General features: G+C 31.1%; 19 protein-coding genes. 8 read left to right on the forward strand and 11 right to left on the reverse strand.

The features are described from left to right. Positions 1–35: 35 nt before the first annotated feature. Positions 36–344 (reverse strand): hypothetical protein, encoded by a 309-nt coding sequence (locus MK851_RS03300; protein ID WP_320241408.1) that lies wholly within the window; start codon positions 342–344, stop codon positions 36–38. 206 nt (positions 345–550) lie between these two features. Here MK851_RS03300 and MK851_RS03305 point away from each other — a divergent pair, with 206 nt between their 5' ends. Then, positions 551–1,162, forward strand: coding sequence for a class I SAM-dependent methyltransferase (locus MK851_RS03305; RefSeq protein ID WP_320241410.1), 612 nt, complete (start codon positions 551–553; stop codon positions 1,160–1,162). Between the two features lie 16 nt (positions 1,163–1,178). Here MK851_RS03305 and MK851_RS03310 read toward each other — a convergent pair whose 3' ends face one another. From MK851_RS03310 to MK851_RS03350, 9 genes are all read right to left on the reverse strand, one after another. Continuing rightward, positions 1,179–2,552, reverse strand: coding sequence for an MATE family efflux transporter (locus tag MK851_RS03310; protein WP_320241412.1), 1,374 nt, complete (start codon positions 2,550–2,552; stop codon positions 1,179–1,181). Positions 2,553–2,567: 15 nt separating this feature from the next. Then, positions 2,568–3,989 (reverse strand): DUF3526 domain-containing protein, encoded by a 1,422-nt coding sequence (locus tag MK851_RS03315; RefSeq protein ID WP_320241414.1) that lies wholly within the window; start codon positions 3,987–3,989, stop codon positions 2,568–2,570. Then, a complete protein-coding gene (locus MK851_RS03320) occupies positions 3,986–5,416 on the reverse strand; it encodes a DUF3526 domain-containing protein (protein WP_320241416.1) in 1,431 nt (476 codons plus the stop codon). Before MK851_RS03320 ends, MK851_RS03315 begins: the two co-directional genes overlap by 4 nt. 42 nt (positions 5,417–5,458) lie before the next feature. Further along, the gene (locus tag MK851_RS03325; protein ID WP_303507342.1) at positions 5,459–6,160 is read right to left on the reverse strand and encodes an ABC transporter ATP-binding protein; all 702 of its coding nucleotides are present in this window, start codon (positions 6,158–6,160) and stop codon (positions 5,459–5,461) included. 8 nt (positions 6,161–6,168) lie between these two features. Beyond that, positions 6,169–7,389: a DUF4374 domain-containing protein gene (locus MK851_RS03330; protein ID WP_320241418.1), complete on the reverse strand. Its 1,221-nt coding sequence runs from the start codon at positions 7,387–7,389 to the stop codon at positions 6,169–6,171. Between the two features lie 23 nt (positions 7,390–7,412). Further along, a complete protein-coding gene (locus tag MK851_RS03335; protein ID WP_320241419.1) occupies positions 7,413–9,701 on the reverse strand; it encodes a TonB-dependent receptor in 2,289 nt (762 codons plus the stop codon). Positions 9,702–9,802: 101 nt separating this feature from the next. After that, positions 9,803–10,717 (reverse strand): hypothetical protein, encoded by a 915-nt coding sequence (locus tag MK851_RS03340; protein ID WP_320241421.1) that lies wholly within the window; start codon positions 10,715–10,717, stop codon positions 9,803–9,805. Between the two features lie 2 nt (positions 10,718–10,719). After that, on the reverse strand, positions 10,720–11,202 hold the full coding sequence (locus tag MK851_RS03345; protein ID WP_303507353.1) for a hypothetical protein: 483 nt from the start codon (positions 11,200–11,202) through the stop codon (positions 10,720–10,722). Between the two features lie 728 nt (positions 11,203–11,930). Beyond that, positions 11,931–12,239, reverse strand: a complete 309-nt coding sequence (locus tag MK851_RS03350; RefSeq protein ID WP_303507356.1) for a hypothetical protein — start codon at positions 12,237–12,239, stop codon at positions 11,931–11,933. 294 nt (positions 12,240–12,533) lie between these two features. Here MK851_RS03350 and MK851_RS03355 point away from each other — a divergent pair, with 294 nt between their 5' ends. Further along, positions 12,534–15,509: a DEAD/DEAH box helicase gene (locus MK851_RS03355; protein ID WP_320241423.1), complete on the forward strand. Its 2,976-nt coding sequence runs from the start codon at positions 12,534–12,536 to the stop codon at positions 15,507–15,509. A gap of 273 nt (positions 15,510–15,782) precedes the next feature. Here MK851_RS03355 and rocD read toward each other — a convergent pair whose 3' ends face one another. Beyond that, the gene (gene rocD, locus MK851_RS03360) at positions 15,783–17,027 is read right to left on the reverse strand and encodes an ornithine--oxo-acid transaminase (RefSeq protein ID WP_303507360.1); all 1,245 of its coding nucleotides are present in this window, start codon (positions 17,025–17,027) and stop codon (positions 15,783–15,785) included. Between the two features lie 249 nt (positions 17,028–17,276). Here rocD and MK851_RS03365 point away from each other — a divergent pair, with 249 nt between their 5' ends. The 6 genes from MK851_RS03365 (at position 17,277) to MK851_RS03390 (ending at position 21,641) form a co-directional block, all read left to right on the forward strand. Next, positions 17,277–17,753 carry a lipocalin family protein gene (locus tag MK851_RS03365; RefSeq protein WP_320241425.1) on the forward strand — a complete coding sequence of 159 codons (477 nt, stop codon included), beginning with the start codon at positions 17,277–17,279 and terminating at the stop codon, positions 17,751–17,753. Between the two features lie 13 nt (positions 17,754–17,766). Then, positions 17,767–18,462: an OmpA family protein gene (locus MK851_RS03370; protein ID WP_303507366.1), complete on the forward strand. Its 696-nt coding sequence runs from the start codon at positions 17,767–17,769 to the stop codon at positions 18,460–18,462. A 113-nt stretch (positions 18,463–18,575) separates the two neighbouring features. Next, entirely contained in the window at positions 18,576–20,027 is a 1,452-nt protein-coding gene (gene rlmD / locus MK851_RS03375; protein WP_320241428.1) for a 23S rRNA (uracil(1939)-C(5))-methyltransferase RlmD, read from the forward strand. Positions 20,028–20,071: 44 nt separating this feature from the next. Beyond that, on the forward strand, positions 20,072–20,434 hold the full coding sequence (locus tag MK851_RS03380) for a four helix bundle protein (RefSeq protein WP_320241430.1): 363 nt from the start codon (positions 20,072–20,074) through the stop codon (positions 20,432–20,434). A 24-nt stretch (positions 20,435–20,458) separates the two neighbouring features. After that, positions 20,459–20,935 carry a DUF6452 family protein gene (locus tag MK851_RS03385; protein ID WP_320241432.1) on the forward strand — a complete coding sequence of 159 codons (477 nt, stop codon included), beginning with the start codon at positions 20,459–20,461 and terminating at the stop codon, positions 20,933–20,935. Further along, positions 20,916–21,641: a DUF6048 family protein gene (locus MK851_RS03390; protein WP_320241434.1), complete on the forward strand. Its 726-nt coding sequence runs from the start codon at positions 20,916–20,918 to the stop codon at positions 21,639–21,641. Before MK851_RS03385 ends, MK851_RS03390 begins: the two co-directional genes overlap by 20 nt. Positions 21,642–21,665: the final 24 nt, after the last annotated feature.

Genomic DNA, 21,665 nt, shown 5'->3' on the forward strand with positions numbered 1-21,665 from the left:
CAAGATGACATTTAACTTTGGTTTTCTCTAAAAAATTATAATAAACAAGGAGGAGGTCTGGAGAAAAGTTGATACAAAGCAAAGTTACTTGTAACAGTAAACTTGTAATTTTTAATAATTGATTTTTGAACTATAATTTCAAACTTATCAATAATTAAATTTTGAAAATTAGGAGTAAGTGCAGGAGTTAAATCATGTGTTATGCTATGGTCACACATGGTACAATGTATAGCATGATCCATATCATCTGTATGCATCAACACATGAATTCCTGTCATTTTCACTGAAAGAAAAAGCACAAGGAATAAATAGGTTACACTATTCTTTAACCATCCTTTTTTCATTACTTACAAACCTACTAAAATTAACTTAAAAAAGGTGTTAATTTCACACTTGCTTTCACCCAAAAAACAAATACTTCAATTAAGTTAAATACATACAAGTAAACCTTTTACTTCTATAAAAGTTAAAATATAATAGAATGTTTTATTTTTTAATTTAAACAGTGTAATACTTCTTTATATTTGTTTATCTCAGAAAAAAATATAGAATGTGGAAAGAGCATTATAGTAAAATAAAAGAAGAAAAACATCCCCCAGCTTATACATTGCGTAAAGCTTTAGAATTTATAGCTCACCAAAATAATATAACAGAAAAAACAGCTGTTGACTTAGGCTGTGGTAATGGTGTAGATACATTTGCTTTGTTAGAAAATGGTTTTTCTGTATTTGCTATAGACAGCACACCTAACTCATTGCTTCACCTACAACAAAATTTAGCTCCTGAACATTCAAAACTATTAAAGTTTAATAACATTTCTTTTGAGAATTTAGAAAAGCTTCCTTCTACTTATTTGGTTAATGCCTCTTTTTCACTTCCTTTTTGTCCTCCTAATCAATTTGATAATCTATGGTTGAATATTATCGAATGTATATCCCCTGAAGGGATTTTTTGTGGACATTTTTTTGGACCACAAGATTCTTGGAGCTCTAATTCTGATATGACTTTTCACAATATACAAGAGGTAAAAAAATTATTTGATAAGTTTGAGATTCTTTATTTTAATGAAATTTCTAAAAAAGGAAAAACATTATCTGGAAAAGAAAAGTTTTGGCATGTTTTTCATATTGTGGCAAAAAAGAAACATTTTTTAAAACAATAAACTACCACATTTATACTTACTCCTGTATTATTCCCTTGGATATTTGCTTAAGTGTTTTTCTAGATACAATATATAAAACCAAAGCGTATAATATATTTTCTAAAGCTAAACTGTAATATATCCCTTCTATTCCAAAATATTTGGTTAAAAGTAACACTACCGGAACAAATAATAATAATTGTCTACCAATGGGTAATAATGTTGCTAATTTTGCTTCTCCTATAGCTTGAAAAAGAACTATACTACTAGAAGATATAGGAATAACTAATAAAATACTTAACAACATTCGTACATTAAAAATTTCTGTATCATTAAGTTTTACATTAGGTAATATAACATTAACCATTGCTTCAGGAAAAATCAGTATCGGAATTAATAGTCCAGCACCAAGAACAACCCCAGCTAACCTGTATATCCTTACTCCTTTTAAACACCTAGATGGCTTGTTAGCTCCGTAATTAATTCCTATAATTGGCTGCATAGATTGGTAAAGTCCTAAAAGCGGAATAGCTAAAAAAGTAAACAATCTAAAAACAGCATTAAAAAAAGCCATAGCATCTACTGTTCCATAGAAAACCACTAACCTGAAAAGTAAAAACTGCCTAAACAAATTAGATAGTTGCATTGTAAATGCAGAAAAACCAATACTTAAAACATTTTTAAGTATTTTATACTCCAACCTTATTCGAAAAGCCCCTGTTTTAAATGTTGCTTTTCCACGGATAAAATATAGAGATGTTAACAAGCTATAAATAAACATTGCTGTAATACTACTCCATGCTGCACCTGCTACTCCCATATGCAAAACACCAATAAAGATGGGAGTTAGTAAAATATTTAAAATTACTGAAGCTATTGTGAATTGCATTGCCACTTTTATCTTTCCTTCTGCCCGTATTAAACTATTAGCTGACAAGCCATAAATACTGAATAATGCTCCAAAAATGTATACTTTAAAATATTCTAAAGCATAGGTAAATAGTTCTCCTGAAATTCCTATTACTGAAACTATTTCATGAGAAAAAATAATTCCAAAAACAGTTATTAAAGTTGCCCCTATGAGAGATAAGGCTATCATGTTTGAAATTATTTTCTTTTGAACTTCAATTTGTTTGGCTCCTATAGCTCTGCTAAGAACAGAGGCAGAGCCTGCAGCTATAAAAACAGTAATACTTGTAACAACTAACATTAAAGGAAACAACATTGATATTCCTGTAAAAGCTTTTATTCCTATAAAATAGCTTGTGTAAAATATATCTACAAGACCGTTTATAGATATAACCATCATACCTAAAATACTAGGAACAGATAGTTTTAACATCAGACTCCAAAGACTATCATTAATAAAATCAAGCTTTTGTTTAGTGCTATTCTTTATTTTGGAACTCATATTTGCATCGCTCTATTAAAAAGTTATTTTTTTAAAAAAGACCAGTGATATACCAAAAATTATAAAGGTTATAAGCATAACTTCCAGTAAACTTTTTCCTATTCTTTCATTTTTAGTATAATCAGTGTTCAACTTAAACTTAGGTAACCTTTCATAATCCCTTATTGTTATTTGTTTACCCAAAAACAATTTGTTAAAGTAAAAATTGGTAATATCTCTATGAAAAAGTTCAATTGATTGATAAAAGGATTGAAAAATTTCAGAATCCGTTTCAACTATTTCATTAAACATTCCTTGAGCATTTACTGCTGGATTTGTCCATCTAAATTTAGAAACCCATTCTTGCCTTAACTCAATTTGTTTAAAATACTCCTGTACTTCTTCTCTATGATGATCATCATTAAGTGCAGTAAAAGCTGCATAAGCTTTTGCCATTGTATTTACGTTTATTAAAGATTTTGCTCCTTTTAAGTCGTCTCGATAATCTAAATACTCAACAACTACAGCTTTAGCTTCTTCTATATTTTCTTCATTTTCAAGGCTTCTTCTTCTGGTTATATCAGCTAATGAAGTATTATCTATCGGATGTACAATATTTGCATATACATTTAATATTGCAGGAAAAACTATTAAAAAAAGTAACCATAAACCAGCAGCAGTAATGGCTGTTAATGAGGAATTCTTTTTAAAACTAATTAAAAGAAACATTAAAGCAAACCAAAAGCTGAAATAACACAAAACTGCTAACAACCATAAACAAATACTTAAAACACTTACTTTTTCAGCAACCGTAAAGGCTATTATAGACAAAAGAACTCCTAATCCTAAAACTAAAACATAATAAAAAGCAATTCTTATTAAGAGAATTTTTCTTAGCCCTATAGATTGTAACCTTAATAAAGGTAACATTCCATTTTCCTTTTCCTCCGCATATAATCCATACATAAAAGTTATTATAAGTAATGGAAACAAATAAACAAAAACGAATGATAGATCTAAATTTCCAACATAGAGTTTAAGTGGGTTTGCCAGTTCATTTTCAAACAATTGATAATATAAGCTCATTCCCGTTAACTTATAGTAATAAGGTTCTATATCTCTTTGTCCTAAAGACATGTGTGCTAAACCATGAGGAGGTAAAATTGCATGATATCCATGTCGATACCATGCATAGCCAGGTTTAGAAGCTATGTCAAATAATTGTTTATCTTTTAACGAGGTATGGTTGGCATAAAAACTCTCTTTATACTGTTCGAATTCTTTCTTTTCAATATGTTTAACATTCTCAATTATTTTACGCTGCTCAATTATTTTTGAATGTCCATAATAAACAGCATAAATCCCCAATAAAAACACGATGATTAGCAAAATTATTTGAAACGTATTTCTAACGATTGAAATACCTTCACGTCTCCATAATAATATAGTTAATTTCATATCAATTTATTTTTGTGAGAAGAAGGTATTAGTAAGAACATTATTAAAACCCAAAAAATTAATGATATTAATTCTATTCTGTAATTCTTAAAGGTTTTCATTACGCTTGGTGTACGATATTCTAGCCCAGAAACCGTTTCCCATAAATTTCTTCCTGCTTTGTACTCGTAAAACTCGCCATAACGTGAATTTACAGCCATATCATTATTCATTTTTCTCATTAGTTTTAGACGATATGCTTTTGTTTTTTCTTGAAAATCATTAAAACTGTACCCGTCTGTTGCAGCAAAAGCCATTGAAAAATTTCTTATTGAAATGTAAGGTGCAACAAACCCTATTATACTTCCTATTCTATTTTGATATTCAAACCTTCTGTTAAGAAGAGAATCATGAACCTTTTGTACTTTATAAGCATATTCTTCTCCCTCTTGCATTCGTATTGCTTCAAAATTTAGTGGTAATTGATGTAAAGAATCTACTCCATATTTTTTTAAGTACTGTTCCTTTAATTTAACAAGTCTCTCTTCTTTAGAACCATCCATAGGTAAACCCTTATCTATATCCCTTTTAATTTTTTCTTTATATGCTTTAAGAGATGGTAAAGGATATAAACTCTCTCCTATATTAGCCGAAGTTTTTGGAATAATAATACCAGTCGTAATCCAAAACATTAATAAAGTTAGAAGAGAGTTTCGTGCATTTGAAGACTTAAAAGAAACCCAAACAGAAAAGTTTGTAAAAGCAAATAAGTACCCAACGTAAAGAAAAAAGAGAAATAAAACTCGTAAACCTACATCTTGCATTACTAAGCTATCATCTTCAATTATTCCTACAATATAAAGTCCTGTAAAAAATAATATTAATATGAGTAGAACTATTAAAAAATAAGCTAAAACTTTACCTAAATAAATGCACCTCATTGAAACTCCTTGCCCTATTAACAACTTCAAGGTTCCTGTTTCTTTTTCCTTACTAAAAGTTTGAAAAGTGATGAATATAATAAGAAGTGGTAATAATAGCTGAAGAACCAAAGCTGCACTCAATTCTCCAAAACGAGCCATATTACCATATCCTTGTACAGGTCTAAACATAAACTCATGTGCATAATGTGCTTCTAAATAAACGGAAGTTCCTGTATAGGTATCCAACCCAAAATCAAAAAGACTTAGAAGTGTTTTAGGCTTAAAAACATACGTTCCATAATGAGCCGCAATATGCGGATGCTTATTTCCTTGTTCTAACCACTCAGCTCTTCTTTCTTCTTGAGCCTTTTTCACCATATCCATTTCCTGTTTATAAGCGATATGTCCAGCATAAAGAGAAAACCCTAAGAGGAACAAAATAATAGGAAACAAAATTTTTAAAGCATTTTGCCTTGCAATATTGGTAAGTTCTTTTTTAGTTATTAAAAATACTTGATGTATCATCTGTTTACATTTTATTTTTTAGATGTAATGACTTGTTACACACTATTCGTGCATGTGTTTTAAGTACTTTTGTTCTAAATCATGAAAAGAAACTTGATTTGATTCCATCTTTTCAACCAAAACTCCTTCTTTCATAATACCAATATGTGTTCCTGTATCTTTAGCTCTAAAAAGATCGTGTGTTGCCATTAAAGTGGCAACTTTTTGTTGCTTCATGTTAAGTAGAAGCTCAGAAAACTCATTACTTGCTTTAGGGTCTAATCCAGAGGTAGGCTCATCTAAAAGTAATACTTTCGCTCCTTTAGCTCTCGCTAGAGCAATCCCTACTTTTTGTCTCATTCCTTTAGAGTAACTACGAACTCTTTTCTTAATAAAATCTTTTTGTAAACCTGATTGTACTAATAAGTTTTCTAATGCTTCTTTTTCTATATCCACACCTTGTAGACCACAGAAAAAGTGAAGATTCTCCAGTCCTGTCATATATTGATACAACTGGAGATTCTCAGGAATATAAGACAACCATTTTTTTGTTTCTTGTGGGTTCTTTGTTACATCTAAACCATTAACAAAAGCACTACCGGATGTAGGCTCAATAAAATTTAAAAACAAATTAATGGTTGTTGATTTTCCCGCACCATTAGCACCGAGCAAGCAAAAAATATCTCCTGCTTTAATATTTAAATTTAAACTATTCAAGGCGGTAAAATCACCATATTTTTTTGTGAGGTCTTGTGCTTTTAACATGGCGTATTCTATTCGTTATTAAAATCTTCAAGACCTGATATGTAACCTCCTGTAGACGTAAACATTTTACTAGATGTATTTGAACTGGTGTCAAAACTAAACACAGCATTTTCATCATTGGTTGCTGTTGTAAATAATAATTTTTGGTCTTTATAAGGAAGAATAATCATACTACGAGATCCATAAGTGGTAGGAAGTCCTGGTATCGCCCCTAAACTCGATTTTTTTTGAACATTAATCTCAAAATATTTGAATTGGGGTTGACCAGTTTGATACTCATAAAAATCACTTACCTCCTCTACTCTTGCTGTAAAGCTTCTTCCATTAGGTGTATGATAAATTCCATAACATACATTTCCTGTTACTTCTTGCATATTCATAAAATAATCTGGGTCAAAAGAAGTTTCTCCATTAGGTATTTTTAGCAAACCACTAGGGCTACTTCCACTACTCATTGTAGTTCCTAAACCTTGTACATAAATATCTCCATTAGTCGTTTTAATCATTCCAGCATTTGCTGCATGTCCGCCAAACACCATTCCTGTTCTTTTATCTGAAATTATTTTTTCTACCTTTTTCTCCTTTAAATCTATTACCGCTACATACGCCCAATCGTTTAATGGAGTAAAATTTTTCTCATAGTGTACTCCCATAAACAACTTTCCATCACGTTCAATCATATCTGTGTAATACGTACGTGTAGCTTCAGGAAATTCTTCTTTTATTAATGTTAAAGTTACTTCATCAGTAATACGCATCGTAGTTGGATTGAAAATAATAAGTTTTGAAATCCCCCCTGCTACTGAAGCATATGCTACCTCCTTACTTTCAAAGTAAAGTGCTGAAAAAGTATTTGCTCCAGGAACAACAATACGTTGATCTTCAACTGTATTTCCTTCTTCATTAAATGAATATTTTGCTAGGGTTGCAGGTGCACCAAAAGGCAATGCATACAGCTCTTTATTATAAGAAACTGTTCTTGTATTTCCAGTTAATTCTAACGCCTTTTCATTTCCTATCGTTGAAAACTCTAAGTTTGATTTTCCTTGAATATAAGAGGTCTGATTAGGAAATGCTCCACTTACTGTTGTAATCCCAAAATTAATAGTTACTAGATCGGTTCCGTCAACTGGTGAATTATCATCACTACTACACCCTATGAATGTAAAAACTAATATAAATGTGTAAAGTGATACTAAACTTATTTTTTTTAAGAATTGTGTTTTCATTTTTTATTTATTGATGTTTATTTTTAATTTATAAATGTTCTAAGTGTTATATAAAATGCTCTTCCAGGACGTTGTACACTAAAGTTATCGAATACTTTTTCGTTAAATATATTGGTCGCTTCGGCAGTAACCGTCCATCTATTTTCTGGGTGAGAAAGAGTAATACCTAAATTTTGAGTAAATTGAGACGGAATAGTATTCTTTAAATCTTTATTGCCATCTACAGCCCAAAATAGATAAAACTCATTTACATAGTTTGCAGACCACCATGCTGAAATATTATTTTTTGTGTGCAAGAAATTTTCTTTGTGGTAGCGTACTTCTGCATTACCAAAAAAATAAGGAATATTAGGTAGTCTTGCATTAAAATAACGATTATCCACAGCTCCCGTAATGTTTTTCGGTGAACGGTTTCGTAAATCTTGATAAGTAGCATTTGCTTTAATATCAAGAAAATCTACAGGACGATAGCGCAGCTCCATATCAACCCCAAGCGTACGTGATTTTAGTAAATTTTGATATTGAGAATAAAATTGAGAGGTGCGTAACCAAATAACATTATTTGTTCCTCGGTAAAAAAGATTCGTATCCCAATTAACTTTCTTTGTTTTTAGCTGGAAACCTAAATTAAGATTATGACTTTGTTCTGGCTCTAAAAATGGATTGGATTTTATTAAGGTAAAATCTCCAAAAAGCTCCACTTCATCAGGAAGTCTCGTAGCATACTCGTAAGAAGACTTTACTAAAAAAGATTTTGTAAGATGGTAACGAAGCGATTGTGAAAATCCAAAATTTGATGTTTCCTGCTGGTTAGGAACAAACTCAAGGTTTTTTATTTCATACCCATCCGTATCTAACCAAAAATGTTTTGCCGCCGTGTAACTCGTTAAGCTTTTTGAAAAACGGTGTTCATAAGCAATTCCTAGAGCATTTTTAAAAAGCTGGGTTGGATTCTTAAAAAAATCTTCTCCATAAAACTCAGCTGCAATTGGGTCTTCCCCTACTCTTCTAAACCAAGATGAAAAAAGATTCAACGTAAACGTTCCTTTTTCCCAGGGGTGATAGTTTAAATTAACTCGATTTAAAACATTTTGAGAGGTTAATTTTAAAGAATTTCGTGAGGCAGAAATTTCTCCACCATCTGTCCGTTTACGATATATTTTACCATCCCAAGTATAGGCATTCAGGGTAGTATCAATAAAATGTCCTCTGATACGGTTATAAGCACTATACCATTTCATGTTCATTTTCTTTAAAATATTCTTTTTTTCATATTCTAAAGAAGTCCCAATAGTCGATTCATTATAAGTAGCCTCTCCATAAGGTTGAGCCATAATAGCATTGTGTTGTATATCATCGTCAAGTCCTGAATAACGCACACTAAGAACCAATCGATCTGCATACTTTTTATCTAAAACTCCTGCATAAACGTTTAAAAGATGGTTAGAATATTTATCGTGAAACCGTTTAACTCTAGCAGGTTCTGGGTTTCCTTGTTCGTTTGGTATTTCAACATCAACTTTATAGCTATTGTCAGAGTGATTAAAAAATGAATTCACCCCAAACATCCATTGATTGTCTGGACTCATTAATTGCGCATTCACGCTCATTTTATGACTATTAAACGATCCTGCTGAATAGGAAACATCTAAATAGTCTGAATATGATTTTCTAGGTATTATATTAACCGCTCCTCCAAGCGCATCTGCTCCTAAATCTACAGGTACTACTCCTTTATAAACTTCAATTTGTTCTATTAAATTTGAAGGCAATACGTTTAACCCTAATCCAGTTCCAAAATATGACAAAGGAATTCCATCTAGAAAAAAGGGCACCGATTTCCCAGTCATCCCATTTACATAGATTTTTGCATCACTACCAAATCCCCCTGTTTGTCGGACATTTACTCCTGAAATTTGTTTTACAATGTCACTTGTATTGATGTTTCTCTCTCGAAACTTTTCTATTTGTAAAACTGACACGTTGGCTGTACTCTCTTTTAGTCTTTGAACTGATGATTTTCCTTCAAGAGTTACCTCGTTTAGCTGATTTTGATGAGGTTTTAATTGAATAGTAAGTTTTATATTCGTTTTTTTACCTGAAACATCTATCGTCTGATAATTTGTTTTAAAACCTACATAAGATATTTTTAAGCTATATTTTCCTTTCGGAATCTTTTTAAATGTAAATTCTCCATCTTCATTGGTTACTGTATTTTTATCAAGTTCTTTTATTTGGAGATGAGATTGAAATAGAGGAACCCCTAAATTGTCAGTTACTACTCCTGAAACTTTTACTGTTTGCGAATGCAAAAAACTACTTGTTAATAGGCTAAAAAATAATATGTATATAATTTTTATGCTTCCTAACTTTTCTAGATATAATATCTCTGATTTAAAATAATTTTTAGTCATTATAACCTTACTTGCTTTATCAATCCTTCTGCTTCCATTTCTTTAAATATCTCTAGTTCTTTTTTTGATAGGCTGTTTTTAGTGAGTAATCCATCGGCTTTATCCCATAATTCTTTTGCTTCAGACGTAAGAGAAAAAGCTTCATCAGTATCCTTTTTCATGAGATAATTAAATTCTGGTGATTTACTAACTAATAGTATTTCGTGATTTTTTATTAAGTGTATAGGTTTCTCTTCTAATAATGGCACTATTTCTCGTTCTTCATTGTAGAGTAAAAAAGTATTACCTGTTGAAATTGAAAGTGATTTTGTTTCATTTGGATTCATTTCAAAAGCTTCCATTTCTGTTTTCATGGAACCTTCAGAGTTGATAAAGCACCTTACAATTTTTACTGGAGTTTTCTCTTCTGAATGATTGTAAACCATTGCTCTTTTTTCTTCTCTTATTACATTGATTAGCGAAACTTTTTCTACCCAAAAATGATCATCTAAGTGAGTTTTCGAGTACTTTATATTTCCATTATTATGCACCTCAGACACGAGAGTATATTTCCCTAAAGGGGCATTATCAGGAACGTTATATGTAAAATAATAATGACGACCAGCTTGTATGTTGGTAAGAATTTCTACAAGTTTTTCACGTTTACAAGCTCCTTCTAAATACGCAGCCAACACTAAAAGCGGGGTGTTTTTGTTTAAATATTTTAATTTTTGTGGTACTACTTCCTTGTTTTCATTTTCTTCTGGAAAAGCAACAACATGATTTTCAAAAAGCATTGTTACATTACCATTAGGGTCTTTTACTCCTATTTTTACCAATGGGCATAAATGTTTATCTTTTAAGTGTGCTGTATTAAAATTCCAATGTATAGTAACAGTGGTACCTTGAATGGTTCTTTTGGGAAAAATGCTCATTCTTATTTTTTCAGTTTTTTAATATTTTCTTTGCTGTATTTTTGAGGATATACTTTAAACCATTTTACAATGGTTTCTTCTCCAAAATAATCGTAGGTTGTAGACAACAAAAATTCCAATTTCTTGAGATACTCTTTTTTTGCTTCATCTGGTGCTATTCTCATAGCCTCTCTTCTTTCATCTTTTTCTTTTTTCGTTGCAGGAAGATGATGAAAATAAGGAGTGTTCAAATATTCTTTGCTAAACTTATGATAAAGAGGTGTAAACAATATAAGGTTATGCCACATTTCATCTATAATTAATAAATCATCTGGAATGAAAACTCCCGGAATTTGACTGATATACAAAAACTTTAAAGTTTCCAACAAAATGTCTTCAGCTTCAGTTTCTGTAACATCATACATATCTAAAAATCTAGATATTACATTTTCGTCACTAAAAGTTAGAAGCCTATCTAATTGCTCTTCTGTAACTCTTTTTTCCATATACTTAACTATTCTTACTTTTAAAAAAAGCGGTAGGATAAATTCCTACCGCCAAAAATTTGGGACTATAAAGTGTTAACACAGTGTCCACAATTACTACAATGTGTAGTTCCAGCTGCTTGTTTAGACTTATCAGCTAAAATTTCTGAGATCATTGATTCTTTGGTTTTCATAATTAAAAATTTTAAAGTTTTGCCTACTCTATTTTTATAAGGTTTTCAGCATCCCCTTTGTTGCAACTTCTTTAATATTATGGTACATAAATCCAATAGAATTCCTAGGCTTTTCAAAATGAGACTTAGTCTTTTGAAAAACTAAAAGATTTCTGTAAAGATTCTTTTGAAATTTAAATTTTAGTAATAACCTATGCTCTAGTATATTTAGGCACTTTTCTCACTTCTTATATTATCTAATGTCTATAACTGTTGTAAAACCCTTAAAACATGTAAAGACATTTAAGTTGCTGTAATATATTCCAGATAAGATAATCCTGCATCTAAATATACTACGAGCCAATCCTTTAAAACAATAAAGAAAATAGGTTATTAAAATAAAAACAAAGTAGTGGTAAGAGTTTTTAAACTTGTATTTTTCCTCTTAAAAAAACTGAGAAGTTACATTCCGTTTATCTTCTTCATCACAAGAATTATGTAAGCCAATATTCTATAATTGCTTAAATACTTGAATAAAAAACATTAATAAAAAGATTAAATGTGTAAATAAAACTCTTACACTAAAGAAGGTGGTGGTCTAGAAAAAAGTTGCCCCGTAGTAATAGTTCCTGAAATAATAAAATTATAATCTTTAATTACTTCTCTTAAAACAACATATTCATTGTTTTCTACTGAAAAATCTAAAGTATCAGGAGTAACTAACGGAGTTAAATCACTTGCAACTGCATGATCACATATCGTACAATGTGATGTATGGTCTTTATCGTCTGTATGAGATAGCACGTGCAACCCGCCTACTTTCATTGATAGAAACAGGACAAGAAATAAATATGCAATGCTATTTTTTAAACGATTACTTTCCATTTGGCAACGAATATAATAAATTAAATTATAAAAACACATAAATATTACTTACTACTTAAAATTTTATTACAAACTCTTGTCGTTAAGCGAACTATATTTATAGAATTTTTTTTTAGTATAAAAGCAACATCGTAGCTATAACAATTTAATTTACTGAAAACAAACCCACTACCCTCCCTCTTATTTTTTCGTTAATAAAAAGGATATAAAAACTGTTTTTTCATACGTTGAATATAGTATTTTCGCACCCTTTCTTACAGAAAAAAATCATATTTCAAGGGTACGAGAATAACTATGAACGACGAAAAAAACTGGTTACAATATTATAAAAATAGCTTATCTGACAGTGAAAACTTAGCTATTGACATTAGTAAAATAAAAAACCTTTTTCATCAAAAATCATCCGATTTAAGCAATGCACTTATTAGCTCTAAACAAGCTAATCAATTGTTAGATGTTGAAGAACGAAGAATTAATCGACTAAAAGGAATTACTAAAAAAGACAACCCTAAGTGGTATAAAGTAGAAGAAACTAAAATATTAATTGCTCCTTTTCATTTAGTATATCAAACCGACAATATAAAATTTAAACAACGTCCCATACACCCTTTTTGGATTAGTGCTATTGTAAATCGTTCAGGACAATTATCAGCTCCAAAAGATGGATTTCCTTTAATTGTTCGTAACTATCTAACACCTATGGCAGATGTTAAGAATGATTTTATCTTCTCTTCTATCGACACTGTTTTAGACGCCAAAGACCTAGACGCTCCCGATTTTGAAAATAGCGAAGACCCCGTGCCTTGGGATGAATACTGGAACTATATTAACGAAGTATTTTCTGCCATAACTTTTAGCAACCTATATCGTTATCAAATAGAACGCTATACCACACAATATGAGCTTACTTATTTTGCTTTAAGTTCTAAAATTTCTACAGCAAAAAGTATTTTATTCCTGTACGAAAACCTACTTAAAAATACGGATGAATTGCCTGTACTCTCTAAAATTATAAACCCATATACTAGAAAACGACAAGAAGCCATTACCGATAACGGATTCTTAGTCTACAATCATTTGCATTTAGGGCAAATGTCAAATAAGTTCCCACTTTCGGTTAGTCAGCGAAAAACATTGTTATCGTATTTGGTAGCCGAAGAAAATGCAGTTACCGCTGTAAACGGACCTCCAGGAACTGGAAAAACTACGCTATTGCAAAGCCTGGTTGCTACCGAATTTGTAAAAGCTGCTATTAACGGGGAAGAAGCTCCTATAATTTTAGCCTGCTCAAACAACAACCAAGCAGTAACGAATATCATTGATAGTTTTATCAATTCTGAAAGTACTATGGGAGAATTAGCCAATCGTTGGATTCCTGATTTTAACGGATATGCAACCTACCTCCCATCCAGTTCAAAAAGTGATAAAAAACTGGCTAACATTAATTACTTAAAAGGAAATTTATTTGGTCATGAAGGAACACTTTGTAATCTGGAGAATGAAAAATATATCTCTGAAGCAGAATATTATTTTTTAACAAACTATTGTCAGTATTTCAATACCCAAACAAATTCACTTGACGATGTGTGTAACTATCTACAAGAAGAAATTATTGGTATTCAAAATATTTTGGCGGATGGTGTTGATTACTCTAGAAACTATATTAATGCTGTAAACTACATCAACAGCATACTCGTACACGAAGAAGATTTTATCGAAAAAAGTACATTTAAAATCTCCAAACTACAAGAATGGAGAACTGTTTTAAACGATTTAAAAACAGCTACAAAAGACACTGATTTTATTGATAAAGTAAAACACTATTTTATTGATGAAGCTCAGTTTGAATCAAGAAATGCTGAACACATTTTTAAGGCTAACGCTGAAACACTATTGGATGCTAAAAAAGCAGCAGCATATATAAAAGAATGTACAAACAATGTAAATCTGCTATTGCAATCACATTTAAGCCTAAAAAATTGGAAGTACGAAAATAACATCAAAGGGTTTCCTTTTGTTTCAGAAGAACAAATGTGGGCGTATGAATATGAAAAAATCAAATCTAACGATGTAACTCAGCGTTTCTTTTATGATGAGTTAGATATTGATTTACGTCATAAAGCATTCTTATTAGCAACCCATTATTGGGAAGCTCGCTGGTTACTAGAAACCAGAGAAATGTTAGAAGGTAACACTGAAAAAGGGACAGGTGAATATGCTATAAAAGCAAGATGGAAACGAAGAGCTATGCTTACTCCTTGCTTCGTAGCTACTTTTTATACAGCACCAAGTCACTTTTTATACAGTCAATTTCAAGGAGAAAACGAAAACGGAAAACCTATTTTTGAATATTTACCTTTATTCAACTTTTTAGATTTGTTAATTATTGATGAAGCAGGTCAAGTTACGCCAGAGGTAAGTATTCCTATATTTTCATTAACCCAAAAAGCCTTTGTAGTAGGTGATTTACAACAAATTGAACCTATTTGGTCTATTCCTAAAAAAATTGATCAAGGAAACTTAACAAGCCTTGATATTATTGAAAATCAAAATGATGCACATTTAGACGAATTAGGTTTTTTAGCTTCTAGCGGAAGTATTATGAAAATGGCTCAAAATGCCTGCGAATTTGAAACTCCCCTACCTGCCAAAAAAGAACAAGGGTTGGTTTTATTAGAGCACAGACGATGTAATGATGAAATTATTAGTTTTTGTAACGAATTAGCGTACGATGGTATTTTAAAACCTATGAAAGGAAAAGCTAAAGAAAACCAAGCATTTCCATCAATGATGGCATATCATATAGAAGGAGTTAGTGAGCGTAAATACAACAGCCGTCAAAACATTAGCGAAGTAAAAGCTATTATTTCTTGGTTACAGCAAAATAAAGAAACTATCCAAGAAGCCTACAATGTAGACGCTATTGAACCTGTTTTAGGAATTATTACGCCTTTTGCAAGTCAGAAAGGAGAATTATCAAAAGCCTTAACCGATGCTGGTTATAAAGTTAGTAACATTAAACTAGGTACTGTACACGCATTACAAGGTGCAGAACGAAACATTATCTTGTTTAGTTCTGTATATTCTAATGACGATGAAGGAACTCTTTTCTTTGAAAGAGACAACAAACCTAACATGCTTAATGTAGCAGTATCCAGAGCTAAAGAAAGTTTTATTCTTTTTGGTGATACCCGAATATTTGATGAGACCAAAAACACACCTTCAGGAATTTTAAAAAGACACCTGAATATTTATGAAATGGCAAACTAATTACGCTCTTGTACACCAAAAAAAATTACAACTAAAAAAGTGTACAACTGTTGTACACTAAAAAATTTGATAAAATAAAAAGTGTACAGTACTTGTACACCAAAAAAGTTAGCAATTAAAAAAGTGTACAAAAAGCACTTAACTTGCTATTAAACATTTTTAATAACATTTTTATAAATGTTAGTTTTATATTTTAGCAATTAAAAACCAATAAGTAGCAACAAAAAAGGAACGATTAAATCGTTCCTTTTTTTAATATATAAAGCTGTAAACTTATTTTTTAAACTCAGTAATTGTTTTCTTAATAATAGTAATACAGTCTTTTAATTGCTCTTCGTTCATTACTAACGGTGGTGCAAATCGGATAATGTTTCCATGAGTTGGTTTTGCTAACAATCCGTTGTCACGTAATTTCATACAAATATCCCAAGCGGTTGAACTATCTTCAGTATCATTAATTACAACAGCGTTTAATAACCCCTTACCACGTACTAATCTTACTAACTCATTTTCTTTAGCAAACTCAGCCAACTCTTCTCTAAAAATTTTACCTAAACGCTCAGCATTTTCAGCTAACTTTTCATCTCTAACTACCTCTAAAGCTGCCATAGCTACCGCTGCCGCAACAGGGTTTCCTCCAAAAGTAGAACCGTGGTTACCAGGTTTAATAACATTCATAATATCATCGTTTGCTAATACTGCAGATACCGGATATGCTCCTCCACTTAAAGCCTTACCTAAAATTAAAATATCTGGTTGAACATCTTCATGGTTTACCGCTAATAACTTACCTGTACGTGCAATCCCTGTTTGTACTTCATCAGCTATAAATAATACATTATGCTTTTTACATAACGCTTTAGCTGCGGCTAAATATCCTTCAGAAGGCACATATACTCCGGCTTCTCCTTGAATAGGTTCAGCCATGAAGCCAGCAATATTATCGTTGTTTTCTAACGCCTCTTCTAAAGCCTGTAAATTATCATACTCAATTTTGATAAAACCATCAGTAAACGGTCCAAAATTCTTACGAGCTACAGGATCGTTTGAAAAAGAAATAATTGTAGTTGTTCTTCCGTGGAAATTATTCTTACAAACAATAATTTGTGCTTCGTTTTCATCAATTCCTTTTACTTCATACGCCCATTTTCTACAAATTTTTAAAGCAGTTTCTACAGCTTCAGCACCCGTATTCATTGGTAATAATTTATCAAAACCAAAGTATTCAGTAGCAAATTTTTCGTACTTCCCTAACATATCGTTATAAAAAGCACGTGATGTTAATGTTAATATTTGCGCTTGATTTACCATTGCACCAACAATTTTTGGGTGACAATGCCCTTGATTTACTGCAGAATAAGCCGATAAAAAATCATAATATTTTTTCCCTTCAACATCCCATACATATACTCCTTCTCCTTTACTCAATACTACTGGTAATGGATGGTAGTTATGTGCTCCGTATTTGTTTTCTAAGTCAATCGCTTGTTGCGAAGTTAATTGGTCTAAAACAGCCATTTTTCTTAATTTTTTAAAATTTATAAAATAACCATTCCTTATCTACCTTTATCCTTTCGAAAAAGAAGTTTCGAAAATTCAGCGTGGGAAAGAAATCATCCCTAAGTACAAAATTATTAAATTTAAGTGACTTTCTTAGATTTTGAAGTGTCTAAAAACACAAACAACATAACTTTTTTTATGGTTTGCAATAAAACCATAGTTAATCAGTTTTTTTTATCTTTAAAGAAATTAACTAAATATCATTTTATGAAAAAAATCTTATTTTTATTACTGCTTTCAATAGTTGTAATCGGATGTAAATCTACATCTGTAACTAACACTAAACTTGACAACAAAACTGAACGAATGCTTAAAGGTAATTGGACCATTACTGCTGTAAATTTCCCAGGTTCTAACTACTTAAAAGTAAACTCATTTAATTTAGAAGACTCTAACTGCTTTATTGGTAGTAACTGGAGTTTTGTTTCTAACAACAATAAAGGAGAAATGAGTTTAAACAATCCAAATACAGACTGTAAAAACTTTAGTTCTCTAATTACTTGGTATGTTAATAAAGATGGTAATTTTGTTTTAAAAATTATTAATAACCACAAAGCTAAAGAAGTAAACCAAGGATATATATTAAATATAAAAAATGTTACTGAAACTAGCTTCGATTTAATAGACAAAGTAAACGTTGCTGGCCAAGTAAAAAACATTACCTATTCATTTCAAAGACAATAATTAATAAAACATTATGAAAAAATCAATAATTTATAGTTTATCAATTTTATTTTTAGCTGGTACAATTTTTACTTCATGTAAATCTATACAAAATGCTAACAACACTCAAAAAGGTGCTGCTATTGGTACTGCTGCTGGAGCTGTTATTGGAGCCGTTATTGGTAACAATGTAGGAAGTAAAAACAACTCAGAACTTGGAGCTATTTTAGGTGGTGTTGTAGGTGGTGTTGCCGGTGGTGTAATTGGTAATCAAATGGATAAACAAGCTCGTGAGATTGAAGAAGCTTTACCGGGTGCTGAAGTTGAAAGAGTTGGAGAAGGTATTAAACTTACTTTAGGTGAAAACGCCGTTCGTTTTGCTACTAACAAAGCTACTTTAACAACTACTGCTAAAGCTAACTTAGATAAATTAGTACCTGTTTTTAAAGATTATGGAGATACCAATATTGTAATTTATGGTTATACAGATAGTACTGGTAGAGTTGAATACAACCAAACGCTTTCAGAAAAAAGAGCTAACTCTGTAAGAAGCTACTTAGCTAGTAAAGGAGTAAACAATAGTCGTTTTGAAACTAAAGGACTTGGTGTTAAAGACCCTATAGCTACAAACGATACTGCTGAAGGAAGAAGTAAAAATAGACGTGTAGAGTTTGCGATTGTTGCAAACGAGCAAATGATAAAAGAAGCTAAACAAGAAGCGCGTCAATAAAAAATAACTTTTACAAACTACACCTAAAAAGACTACTCTACAATGAGTGGTCTTTTTTTTATCTTCAAACCATATCTTTTCCTAATTTTGCACACCATAAATCATAGTATAGAATGCCAAGAAGAGAACGAAATAAGTTTGTAAAAAGAGGACAAATCATTGAAATTTTAATTGAAGATTATGCCTTCGGCGGAAAAGGAATAGGAAGAATACGTTCAGAAGAAGGTGTTTTTGTAATTTTTGTTCCTAACACCTTACCAGGACAATTAGTAAAAGCACGTGTAGATAAATCTAAAAAGAAGTATGCAGAGTGTAAATTGATTGATGTTTTAAAACATTCTGATGATGAAGTAACTATTCCTTATCAAGATATTCCTGGAGCACCTTACATTCAATTACCTATAGATTTACAACACAAATACAAACAAGAAAGCACGTTATCTTTATTTAAGCGTATTGGTAAAGTTGAAAACATTGAAGATTTATTTGATGAGTTTATCGCTTCTCCTAATGTATTTCACTATAGAAATAAAATGGAATATGGTTTTTCTGCCATTGGTTACGACCGTGAAAACAAAACCGATGTAGATGAATTTACCTTAGGTTTTAAACGTCGCGGTGTTTGGTGGATGGGTGATAACCTTGAAAAAGATTCTGGTTTATTTGACAAACAAGTTGAAGACAACATCAAAAACATTAGAGAGTATTGTAAAAAAACTGGTTTAGCACCTTGGCACGGACCTAAAAAAGAAGGTTTCTTTAGGTATTTTGTGGTAAGAAAATCATACAAAACCAACGAATTGTTATTCAACTTAGTAACCACTTCTCACGATTTACCTAAATTTGATTTAAAAGAGTTTGCTAACTATTTAGTAGAGTTATTTGGTGATAGAGTGGCTGGTTTATTACATACTATTAACGATGAAACTGGTGATAGAACCATAGCTACCTCAGGAAGCATTAAATTAGTATATGGAAAAGATAAAATTGTTGAAAAGTTATTAGGCTTAAATTTTGAAATTAGCATGAAAAGCTTTTTTCAAACCAATCCTAAATCTGCCGAAAAACTATATACCAAAGTAGTTGATTATGCGTTAGAAAACAAAGAAGCTATAGATAATACTGTGGTAATGGATTTATTCTGTGGAACGGGAACTATTGGTCAAATTATCGCTTCAAAATCGAATAACACTAAAATTGTTGGTGTAGATATTGTAGTTTCTGCTGTTGAAGATGCTAAGAAAAATGCAGAACGTAACAATATTGAAGGTTTACAATTTTATGCTGCTGATGTAGGAAAGTTCTTAAACGAACACCCGCAGTATAAAAATAAGATAAGAACCATTATTTTGGATCCAGCTCGTGCGGGTATTGCACCAAAAACGCTTAAGAAAATCATAAACTTAAATGCAGATAGAATGGTTTATGTATCTTGTAACCCAGCTACACAAGCTCGTGACACTGAAGAGTTGATGAAAAACGGATATCAATTAAAAAAGATTAGTTTAGTTGATCAATTTCCACATACATCACATATAGAAACGGTGGTTTTGTTTGAGAAGTAATATGATTGAGTTGATTCGTTTAATTGTTTAAAGGTTTATTTACTATGAAAATTTATTCTTTTGAAAAATTAGAAGTTTGGAGAGAAAGTGTTTCTTTAACCAAAGATATTTATAATTTAACTAATGACTTTCCTTCGAATGAACAATTTGGATTAATTTCTCAACTAAGAAGAGCTACAGTTTCTATTGCTTCCAATTTAGCAGAAGGAACATCAAGAATAAGTAATAAAGATAAAGCACGTTTTATTACTATTTCTTATAGTTCAGCAATGGAAGTGTTAAATCAACTCATAATCTCAAGAGAACTAAACTATGTTTCTGAAAAAGATTATATTTTAGTCAGAAAAAAGCTAGAAAAGATAACCAATATGTTAAACGCACTAAGAAAATATCAACTTAACGCATAAACAACTAAACAGATAAACAGTTATATGAAAAAATACATTGCTCTATTCATACTTCTAGTAGGTTTAACAGCCTGTGAAAAAGATGATTTCTGTACACAAAACCCAGTAACACCCAATTTAGTGCTTCGTTTTTACGATATGGATAATACGAATGATTTAAAAAGTGTAGAACGCTTATCTGTAATTGCAGAGGGTAAAACTGATAGTCTCTTTACCAATAGAACAACAGATAGTATTGCTATTCCTTTAAACAGTTTATCTCAGAAAACAGTCTACACATTAAAAATGAATGATATAGATGGTAATATAGCTAACAATCAAACCGCTACGCTTACTATTGAGTATAACCCTGAAGAAGATTTTGTTTCTCGCTCATGTGGTTTCAGAATTATTTATGAAAATGTAACTTTAAGTAATACAGGTTGGATAAACAGTTTATCAACTACAGAAGTTCCTTTAATTGACAATCAAGCTAGCGCCCATGTACAAGTATTTCATTAGTTTATGTTTCGTTTTTGTATTTGTGAACGGATATTCACAAATAAATACATCTAAAGAAGAAACCAAAGAAAAAAAAGATACCGTTACATATAAAACAGGATATGGCTTACGTATTGGATTAGACATTAGTAAACCTGGTCTTGCTATTATTGACAAAAGTTATAGCGGACTTGAATTAGTAGGTGATTATAGAGTATCAAAAAAATGGTACATCGCTACTGAATTAGGTTTTGAAGATGAAACCACCTATGAAGATTTTTCTTCTTCTAGTTCAAAAGGAAGTTATATTAGACTTGGAGCAAATTACAACGCCTACGAGAATTGGTTAGACATGAATAACGAAATTTATGTTGGTATACGTTATGGTTTTGCCATATTTGATCATACCCTAAATAGCTACCAACCTAATGTTTCTTCAGGTACTGAAAACTTACCTCCCTACTTTCCTTCAACCCCTGTAACAACACCTATGTCTGACGACGGACTTACCGCTCACTGGACTGAATTACAATTAGGTATAAAAGCAGAAACCTTTAAAAATTTGTTTATAGGTTTTAGTTTTTCATATAAAATTATGTTAAGTGTTGACGACCAAGAAGGCTTTAAAACGCTATATACTCCAGGTTTTAATCGTGTTTTTGAAAGCAGTACAGGCTTCGGATTCAATTATACAATATCGTACCTAATCCCTTTTGTTAATAAATAAATTATCAGCATACGCTTGATTTCA

The sequence above is a fragment of the Tenacibaculum sp. 1B UA genome (assembly GCF_033978845.1).
In the GTDB taxonomy this organism is placed as follows: domain Bacteria; phylum Bacteroidota; class Bacteroidia; order Flavobacteriales; family Flavobacteriaceae; genus Polaribacter.